The 8,191-nt window shown below is 61.4% G+C and carries 7 protein-coding genes and 4 tRNA genes; all 11 read right to left on the bottom strand.

The features are described from left to right. Nucleotides 1-55: 55 nt before the first annotated feature. Nucleotides 56-1,345 (bottom strand): S49 family peptidase, encoded by a 1,290-nt coding sequence (locus C8N34_RS21910; protein ID WP_108130501.1) that lies wholly within the window; start codon nucleotides 1,343-1,345, stop codon nucleotides 56-58. Between the two features lie 35 nt (nucleotides 1,346-1,380). Next, on the bottom strand, nucleotides 1,381-1,752 hold the full coding sequence (locus tag C8N34_RS21905) for a hypothetical protein (protein ID WP_108130500.1): 372 nt from the start codon (nucleotides 1,750-1,752) through the stop codon (nucleotides 1,381-1,383). 3 nt (nucleotides 1,753-1,755) lie between these two features. Beyond that, nucleotides 1,756-2,490, bottom strand: coding sequence for a glycoside hydrolase family 19 protein (locus tag C8N34_RS21900; protein WP_108130499.1), 735 nt, complete (start codon nucleotides 2,488-2,490; stop codon nucleotides 1,756-1,758). A gap of 464 nt (nucleotides 2,491-2,954) precedes the next feature. Further along, nucleotides 2,955-3,029 (bottom strand) — tRNA-Gly (locus C8N34_RS21895). Nucleotides 3,030-3,039: 10 nt separating this feature from the next. After that, nucleotides 3,040-3,116 (bottom strand) — tRNA-Met (locus tag C8N34_RS21890). A 156-nt stretch (nucleotides 3,117-3,272) separates the two neighbouring features. Continuing rightward, nucleotides 3,273-3,347: transfer RNA gene (locus tag C8N34_RS21885), tRNA-Trp, on the bottom strand. Between the two features lie 3 nt (nucleotides 3,348-3,350). Then, nucleotides 3,351-3,425 (bottom strand) — tRNA-Ala (locus tag C8N34_RS21880). Between the two features lie 20 nt (nucleotides 3,426-3,445). Beyond that, nucleotides 3,446-5,023, bottom strand: a complete 1,578-nt coding sequence (locus tag C8N34_RS21875) for a phage portal protein (protein WP_158640772.1) — start codon at nucleotides 5,021-5,023, stop codon at nucleotides 3,446-3,448. Nucleotides 5,024-5,125: 102 nt separating this feature from the next. Beyond that, nucleotides 5,126-5,353, bottom strand: a complete 228-nt coding sequence (gpW, locus tag C8N34_RS21870; RefSeq protein ID WP_199750740.1) for a gpW family head-tail joining protein — start codon at nucleotides 5,351-5,353, stop codon at nucleotides 5,126-5,128. Then, nucleotides 5,331-7,517: a terminase gpA endonuclease subunit gene (locus C8N34_RS21865; RefSeq protein ID WP_108130497.1), complete on the bottom strand. Its 2,187-nt coding sequence runs from the start codon at nucleotides 7,515-7,517 to the stop codon at nucleotides 5,331-5,333. Before C8N34_RS21865 ends, gpW begins: the two co-directional genes overlap by 23 nt. Further along, the gene (locus tag C8N34_RS21860) at nucleotides 7,510-8,151 is read right to left on the bottom strand and encodes a DUF1441 family protein (protein ID WP_108130496.1); all 642 of its coding nucleotides are present in this window, start codon (nucleotides 8,149-8,151) and stop codon (nucleotides 7,510-7,512) included. Before C8N34_RS21860 ends, C8N34_RS21865 begins: the two co-directional genes overlap by 8 nt. Between the last annotated feature and the right edge of the window lie 40 nt (nucleotides 8,152-8,191).

Raw genomic sequence — 8,191 nt, 5'->3', positions numbered from 1 at the left:
ATCGAAGGCACAATGGACCCAACCCCCGGTCGGTGGGGTCCCTTTTGGACGCCGATCACCCCAGAAGCGGGGTCCTTATTGCAAGCCGTTCAACAATCGCGGTCTCGAACGGATTGGCGGCTGTGTGAGGTGCTGGCGCAGGGGCGGCGACGGGCGCTGCGGCCAGAAGTTGTTTTACTTGGTCCAGCGCCAGATTAGTTGTGAACGCGAAGACGTTCGCCTGCGCTTCGCGGCCCTTGGCCTCGTCACAGCCCAGAATATCCTTAACGCGGGTCAGCGCCGCTCCAACCGCCGCACTGACGGCGGCATCCACAGCGCCCGCATCCACGACAGGTGCCGGCGCCGTGCCGGAAGTGATGTCCGCAGCCGCTTCGGCTTCAGCCTTTGGGGTGTCTTTCGTCTTGTCGGTCATGTCCGATCCCTCGTTGATCCCTGTTTCGGCTTGGGGTTCCGATTTCGCACCGAACGCGGCCATCAGGGCCTCGGCTCTGGTGCTAACCGCGTCCGCCAAGCCGATGCGGACCGATTTTTTCGCGGAGAACAGACCGGCTTCCATCTTCCGGATGTCCTGAACGCTTATGTTTCGTGCTGAGGAGACGGCTGTCAGAAACTCGTCGTTGATGTCTTCGATCAGCTCCTGGCGCGCCGCGATCTCCTCGTCTGTGAGCGGTAAATACGGGTTGCCGTCCGTCTTGCGTTCGCCTGTCTTGTAGGCGTGCAGCTTCACGCCCTCCTTCTCGAGCAGGGCAGATCTGTCCCATCTTCCGGACGTGGTCCCGATGGACCCGACCCCCTCGCTTGTGGGCGAAACCAGAACCTTCGTGCCTTGGGAACCGAGCCAATAAGCTGCGGACGCCATCATCCCGGAGGCGTAAGCGATGACGGCCTTCAACTTACAGGCTTCCGCAATAGACCTGGCGCACTCGTCAGCACCGCGAACGAACCCGCCGCCGCTGCTGATGTCTAACAGAATGGCCTTCACGCTGGCGTCGGACGCACCCCGCCTGACGCACGCCTCGACGTAATCATATCCCGTGGCGTATGTGCCCGCCTGATAGGGGAAGTCCGACAACAGATTTCCGCGAACCGGGATGACCAGCACACCGGTGCCGTCGGCGGCGCGCACCACATTATATGGACGAAACGCCCTGAGATCCGGGTTATCCCAGAACTCATCGCCGGTATCCTCGAAGTCCTGCGCCCGCGACTCGGCGGGTTTCAGGTCAGCGGCGCTGATCTCAACGCCGAAAGACGACATGAATCCTTCCAGACACGGCTGCGCGATCAGATGGATGGCACCCGCGTCGGCGGGGAACGTGATCTTCAGTTTTACCGGCTCGGTCATATTCGCCCCGCGTTAATCTGGTGGGGAAATACGGCTCACGCGCCCCGGATAGCCCGGTCCAGCGCCTGACTCAGGGCGTCGTTTTTCACCGCCTCGGCCTCGGTGACCGCCTTGACGGCTTGGTCGCGGTTCCAGACAACGGCGGTCTTGCCCCTGACCCTCTCGACCAGAGCCCAGCCCTGGGACACCAGGAACCCGACGGCGGCGATGACCTCGACGACGTCGCCCGCGTCGACCGGCAGGAACACCCCGAAGATCCCCGCGACCGCGAACACGGTGGCGATGACCTGTGCGATGAAGGAGCGGTTCGTCAGAAACAGCGTCCAGCGGGGCTCGTGCCCGGCTCGGCTGGCGATCTCGTTGGCCATTTTGACCGTGTTGCTGATCTCTCGGATGATGCGGAACATGGATTATTTCCCAAAAATTCTGGTGATTAGGCGAAAAATAGCGGACAGCAGGCCTGTGTCGGCCTCGGGCTCCGTGACTGCGGGCGTGTCGATCGGCAGGGACGGCTTGGGCGCGGGCTCCGCGTCGATGACCGGCGCGGCGTCCCCCAGCTTCCGCAGGGCCGCCTCATAGGTTCGGGCAAGCTTGGCGATCTCGGCGGCCTTGTTCGTGCCGTTGATGACCCGGCGCGCGCCGACGTAATCCGGGGTCTTGCCGTCCAGGAAGTCCGCCAGACGGTATTTCGTGAACATCCCGTTCACGGAGCCGTCGACCAAAATCTTCGCCGCGATCGCGGGCACCATCGCTTTCGACGGGTCAGCGACCAGGTCCACGCCCGTCAGGGCGCTGGCCTTCTGGTAGTTAACCTTGTGCGTGAGCTGGACGTATCCGCGCCCGAACCATGACTTCCCGTCCGCGTCCACGCGCCAATACGGCGTCTTCACGGCTTTCAGCTGGCCCTTGCGCCACGCGTTCTCCAACCGAGCGACGGCGGACGCGTCCGTCGAAGCCAGCGTCTCCCGCAAAGGCTGCATGGTGTGCGCCGTCTCCCACTGGGCCGTGGCCAGAAGATAAGCGCGGTAAAACAAGGGCTGCTTCGCCGTGGCGTCCAGCAGGACCGCCAGACCGTCCACCTGCGATTGTTTAAGCTTGCCGCCGAACAAGGGACGGACTGCGTCGTAAAATGCGGAGATGGACATCGGGGCCTCGCGAAAATCGGTTCGCGGGGGAAATACGGGCCCGGATGGACGCGGACGGCGTCAACGCTGGTTGATGGAGGCGGCGTTTCAGGCGTCATAAACACCGAAAATCAACGCTCGTTGAAGAGTTCACACGCGGGCGGGTGAAGCCCCGAGTGTAATCGGAGAGGTCTTTGTAATCGGGAAAACGGCCCCGTTTAACGCCCGATTACACTTCGGATTACACACAAGTGCATGATTTCGCTTGCGCAATCGGGATTGTAAAACGAGATCGCCGCAATCGGGCCGTTCCAACTTACCATACACAAGACCATATGATTTCTCATCATAGACCCTGATCCGTTTTACACTACGGTATTGTTGTTTATATTCAGTGAGTTATGTGTAATCCGAAGTGTCATCAGGGTGTAATTGAGGTGTAATCGGCCGTTGGCCGTTTTACACATTCGTTGATTTCAGGGGGTTGGAGCGGACTGCAGGATTCGAACCCGCATCCCCCGGATGGCGACCGGGCATCTTACCATTAATACGAAGTCCGCGTGAGGGTGGTGGTTGCGGGACCCGGATTCGAACCGGGGAGCTTCTGGTTATGAGCCAGACGGGATAGACCTCTTCCCCATCCCGCAACAGGGGCAGCCGGTGTTCAACCACGGAGAAACCATCACCGGCTGCTTGGTGATGATATACGGCGAACCCGAGAAAAACCGAAACGCCAGTTGAAGAACAATTTTAAAAAGTTCTCCAACCGTGCATTCAGCCCTGCTTCCGTTCTGTTGGAATCTTGGCACCGGTTCAGGGAATCGAACCCCGGACGCACGGACTTGGAAACCGCCGCTCTGCCACTGAGCTAAACCGATTCGTGGTGGAGGCGGAGAGAATCGAACTCTCGACATCCGGCTTGCAAAACCGGCGTTCTCCCGCTGAACTACGCCCCCGTCGGTTCAGGAAATACGTCTCACTGGTCGTTCTGTGCGTCCTCGACGAACTGCTCAACCGCCGCCAGCCGCTCCTGGACGTCCGCGGACGCCTGGGCCTGGTCGGTTCCGGGCGCCGGGGCCGACTGTGGCTGCGAACCGTTCCCGCCCAGATACTGGGCCTCGCGGCGGCGCTGCTTCTGGACGTCGCGCCAGTCCAGACCCATCCGGGCGCACTCGTGCTCCATCGTGGTCAGGCCCATCTCGTAGCGGATCTTGGCCGCGCGGACCTCGTTGAATTCGTCGATTGACCCTCGGGCCGCGCCGATCCACGTGCAGGTGGCCAAGGCGTCCAGATTGAACCCGCGCATGACCCAGTCCGTGCCCTTGGTGTGCGCCGGCATCGAAGTTATCATCCCGCGTCCGACCATCTCCTCCAGCCAGTTCCGGTAAATCGCGGACGCGACCTTGTCCGCAACCGCGCGCTTGACGGCCTGCATCTGCTGGAACGTCTGGGCCATCGCGGCCTTGACCCCCGCGAAGCTGGTCTCCGACAGGTTCTTCGACAGCTCCTCGTGGCTGACGCCCAAGCCCGCGGCGATCTTACGTATTAGGGATGTCTCGAACGCGGTGCCCAGAGACCCGTCACCGAGAGCTTTCGCGTTCAGCTTGGTTCCCAGCGGCAGATACGGGATCATCGCCCCGTTCATCTTCGCGGTCTGGCCCGCCTTCATGAAGCTGAGGGCCTCGTTCAAATAGGCGTCGTTCATCTCGCCCAGAAAGCCCATGTTCCCGGTTCCGGCGTCGTCCCCTCCCAGCAGCCGATACGCCTCGATCGGGTTCAGGTCGCTTTCCAGAGTAGCGACGACCAGCGCCTGGATGACGGCGTTCTGAAGGGCCACGTCGGAGAACTTGGACGTCATCTTCATCTGGCGCAGGGCGGAGACCATCTTCGCGACGCCTCGGCTCTGGTCAGCCCGCATCGCCTCGAAGACGTGCAGGACCATCGTGCGGCCCCATTTTGTCCGCGCAGGGACGCGCTTCCACCTCGGGGAAGCGGAACCCATCCCGTAGTAATCGCCGGGGTGCGCGGTGCGGATGTGATAAGCGACCGGGGCACCGTAGCGGTCCTTCTCGACCCCGCCGCGCATGACGTCCGTGTCCATGGCGTGATCCGGGTTCGACAACCTGTCCGGGTCGATGACTTGGACTGCTGTCCGGAAAACGCGGTCCGAAAAGTGCTCGAACGTCCCCAAGAACTCGCCAGAGAAGACTGACCCGCCGACGGCCAGACGGACGATGTCCGTAAGGTTCATTCTTTGGGCAGCATCCACGTAACAGCGCTCGGAATACGCATAGACCTCGAACAGCGCCTCGACCTCCTCCTGGATGGCGTCGACCGCGTCGTCCGTCAGGCCCAACGCCTTGCCGTTAGGCTTCGCGTTCAGGATCATCTTCGTGCCGACGACGCCGTTCCGATACAGGTCGACCGCGCTGGAAATCAGCGGGTCATTCCGGACCATGTCCCGTCCGCGCGCGTCCAGAGTCTCCTTGGATCCCAGAATCTCCCCGTCCGCCGACATCAGCGGCGGCGTCCATCGCGCCAGCTCCAGGTTCATCCGGTCAGCGCCGTCGTAAGCGCTGCCGACCGAAGCCGCCACTTGTGGGATGCTGGTCTCAGCCGAGAACGCACCTCTGATCTTGTCGAAAAGCCCCATTGGTCACCAAACGAATCTGAGGGGACCGACGGCGCGACCGCCGCGAGACGCGGCATCAAGCATCGCTTCAAGGTCCCGGATGTATTTCAGCAGAGACGCGGCGGAGACGGCGGTGTATTCGATGCGCTCGCCGTTCTGGTCCACCAAGACGCGCGTCGCCTTACCCATCATCAGCTTGTGATACTGGTCTCTGGCGTGCACCAGCCGCTCACGGATAACCGTTAAATCCACCGTTCAGCTCCTGGAATTGTTGCCGCATCTGTTCTCTGGACAAATACGGCCTGCGGCCCGTGGGAGCGGTTCCAACGACCTTGGTGCCGTCCGACGAGATGGTTATGGGGGTGACGAACGGGTTCTGGGCGGCGGGCAACGCGTATGGGGGCAGTCGGTCGGATGACCAGTCAATTCGGTCCGCACGCATCGTCTCCGACCGGTTCAGGGCCAGAGCATACACGAATAGGTCCCACGCCTCGTTCCGCTTCCGGATCTTGACCCACTCGTCTCCGCGTCTCTGCTCGGCGGCCAGCTCCTTGAAGTAATCCGTCTTCCACCATTTAGGCAGGTGAACGAAACCCGGTCCGTCCACCTCACGTGCCAGGTTGGCGGCCATCACATCCTTGGCCATGTTCGACGACACGAACAGGATCGGGGTGTCCCCCCGGAACGCCTTGCGGTCGCTGCGTTTCGTCCCGTCCGACTTTTTGGTCTCACACAGAACTTTCAGCTTCGGGTCGCCCTTGATGAGTCGGACCCTGGACTTCGGAAGATCAGGGCCCGACAGCGACATCCACCACGCGTAGGCGTGGTCCGTTGTGGCGTCCAAGCCGTTGCTGTCCACGCCGATTATCGCGGGCGTCATGACGCCGGAGCCGTCCGCCAGAGGATATCTCAGGGACGCCAGCTCGCGTTCCAGAACCTTCCAGTCCTCGGGGTATGTCCCGGGCCTGACCCACGCCTTCTCGGGCGTGCCGTCCGGGTTCTTGCGGGTCTCGTGGTCCCTGTCGGAATACATGATGCGGCGGCGGTCGATGCACCACATCCGGCCCTCGGGACCGAAGGCGTGGGTCTGCATGACCCATGACGTGCCTTGTGTGTCAACGGAGCTGACAAGGTAACGGGCTTCCGGAGGAACAACGCCGTGCTGATAGTCCTCGGCACGCTCCCAATATTTATCCCAGTCGGAGCCATCGCCGACATGCGGCGGGATCCAAGGCAGGCCGTAGTTCGAATTTATGACAGTTTTGAGCGTTCCATCCTCGCCGCTCTTCGCGTAATCGTCCTCGGCGTCCAGACGTTCGAGAACCATCCTCTCCCAAGTCTGGGATGCCGATATAACCCCGAATGCCCAGTAGGAACGGTAGTTATCCACGCCCGGAACCGGTGGATTGAGAATCTTTCCGACCAGATTGCCGTCCTCGTCCAGAGACATCCCGTCAGGGACCCACCGGCCCTTGCGGTTCAACTCATCCTTGCCGGGCATACCGGACTCTCGATCGCCGTCATGCTTATATTTCGCACCGCAATCTTTGTTGGGGCACTGGACGTATGCGGACGCCGCGCGCTCCTTATTGGAGCCGTGGTCATCGTGTTTCAGGTGGTCGGGGTGTGCGGGGAACCATTGGTTGCAGCAAACGCACTGCCAGTAGAACCACCTGCGGTCTCCGGTGTTATATAGCGAGAAGATTCCCGGATAAGGCGGGGCTTGGTGAGGCGATTCCGGCTCGAACCTCTCGAACTTCTCGGGGTTCTTGGATGGGGACGAGTCCACGAAAATCGTCTTGCGGCTTCCGTATGCCTTGGCACGGGCGGCCGCCTGGATGACCAGAGCACCCTCGCCGTCAACGTCCGCCTTGGAACGGTCATAGTCCGGAAGGCAGATGACTCCGCGGTTCACGCCCGCCAGGTTCTTCGCGGACGGCCAGACGATGCTCAGGATCGTCCCGTTCCGGAATTTTTTCATAAGCAGCGAGTTCGTCGTCCTGCCGGGCCTGATTTTGTCCGAGAACCAGTCGTTAGCTTCGAAGAACTTCTCAAGATCGCCTTTGGCGAACGTGACCGCGTTGGTCCGGGACGTCTGGACGATCATGATGTCCATCGGATTCGTCTCGACCGTGTGTGCGACCAAGTTCGGCACCAAGGCCGTCTTCCCCCACCGGGACGGGGCCACGAGATAGACACCTTGGCATTCCGGGTCCGACAGAGAGTCCAGGATCTCGCGCTGGTATGCGTGCTTGTCGAAGTTGAACCGCTCGCGGCCCGCCGTCATGACGTCATCGACCCAGATGTGCTTCTCGGAGAACTCCGACAGCGGCAGTCTCTCCGGCGGCCTTAGACCAGCCAAACACCCCGCGAACAATGAACTGACGGTCCGCTCATATTGCTGGACGTCAATCATCCTCCGGCAGCTCCCCCGCCTCAAACAGGTCCAGCGTGGTCATCTGTTCCTCGATGAGAGCCAGCTCCGAGCTGAACGACTTGCCTTTGAGCTCACGAACGGAACGGCCAGCTTGGTTCTCGACGGCCTCCAAGATAGCGTATGCGACGTCTTGGTGCGTCTTCCCGTTGGAAGACGCGGTTTTCAGTTTCTCGGGGAGTGCGACCAAGGACTCCCTGAACACGCGAACGATGGCATCCAGAGCGTGCTCGATCTGGTCAGATCGCCACAGTTCACCGGCTTCCTGATAGACCGCGATACGCTGCCTCTGAGCGTTCCAGAACGCCGCCTGAGTGATCGGCGGGAGCTGCGTCGGGTCCAGACTGGCCAGAGCCTTGGCGGACAGGCCGGTCTCGGACCGGAAAACCGCCTCGCAGGCTTGGGAGAAGTCATAAAGGTCCGACTTGCCCTCGCGAGCCACGGGCGCGACCCCCGCCAATTTTCGCTCAATGGTGCGCTTGTCCTTGCGAAGGACCGACGCCAAAAACGATACGGTGCAGGGTTTCATGAAATCCGACTTCGTGGCCTCGGACTTCGGCGGACGACCCCGCGCGGGGCGGCGTTCGTCCAGATTTATGATGTCGTCGTCGGACACGGGAACCTCGGGAAAACGCTGTTTTACCCAAGGAAATACG

Source organism: Gemmobacter caeni (assembly GCF_003054195.1).
Lineage (GTDB): Bacteria > Pseudomonadota > Alphaproteobacteria > Rhodobacterales > Rhodobacteraceae > Gemmobacter > Gemmobacter caeni.
Note: the sequence above shows the minus strand (reverse complement) of the source record. Positions and strands in the feature narration are given on the sequence as shown.

Coding starts and splice junctions, on each gene's coding strand:
- C8N34_RS21865 (WP_108130497.1), bottom strand. CDS start 7,517: ATGATTGACGTCCAGCAATATGAGCGGACCGTCAGTTCATTGTTCGCG.
- C8N34_RS21900 (WP_108130499.1), bottom strand. CDS start 2,490: ATGTCCATCTCCGCATTTTACGACGCAGTCCGTCCCTTGTTCGGCGGC.
- C8N34_RS21905 (WP_108130500.1), bottom strand. CDS start 1,752: ATGTTCCGCATCATCCGAGAGATCAGCAACACGGTCAAAATGGCCAAC.
- C8N34_RS21910 (WP_108130501.1), bottom strand. CDS start 1,345: ATGACCGAGCCGGTAAAACTGAAGATCACGTTCCCCGCCGACGCGGGT.
- C8N34_RS21875 (WP_158640772.1), bottom strand. CDS start 5,023: ATGAACCTGGAGCTGGCGCGATGGACGCCGCCGCTGATGTCGGCGGAC.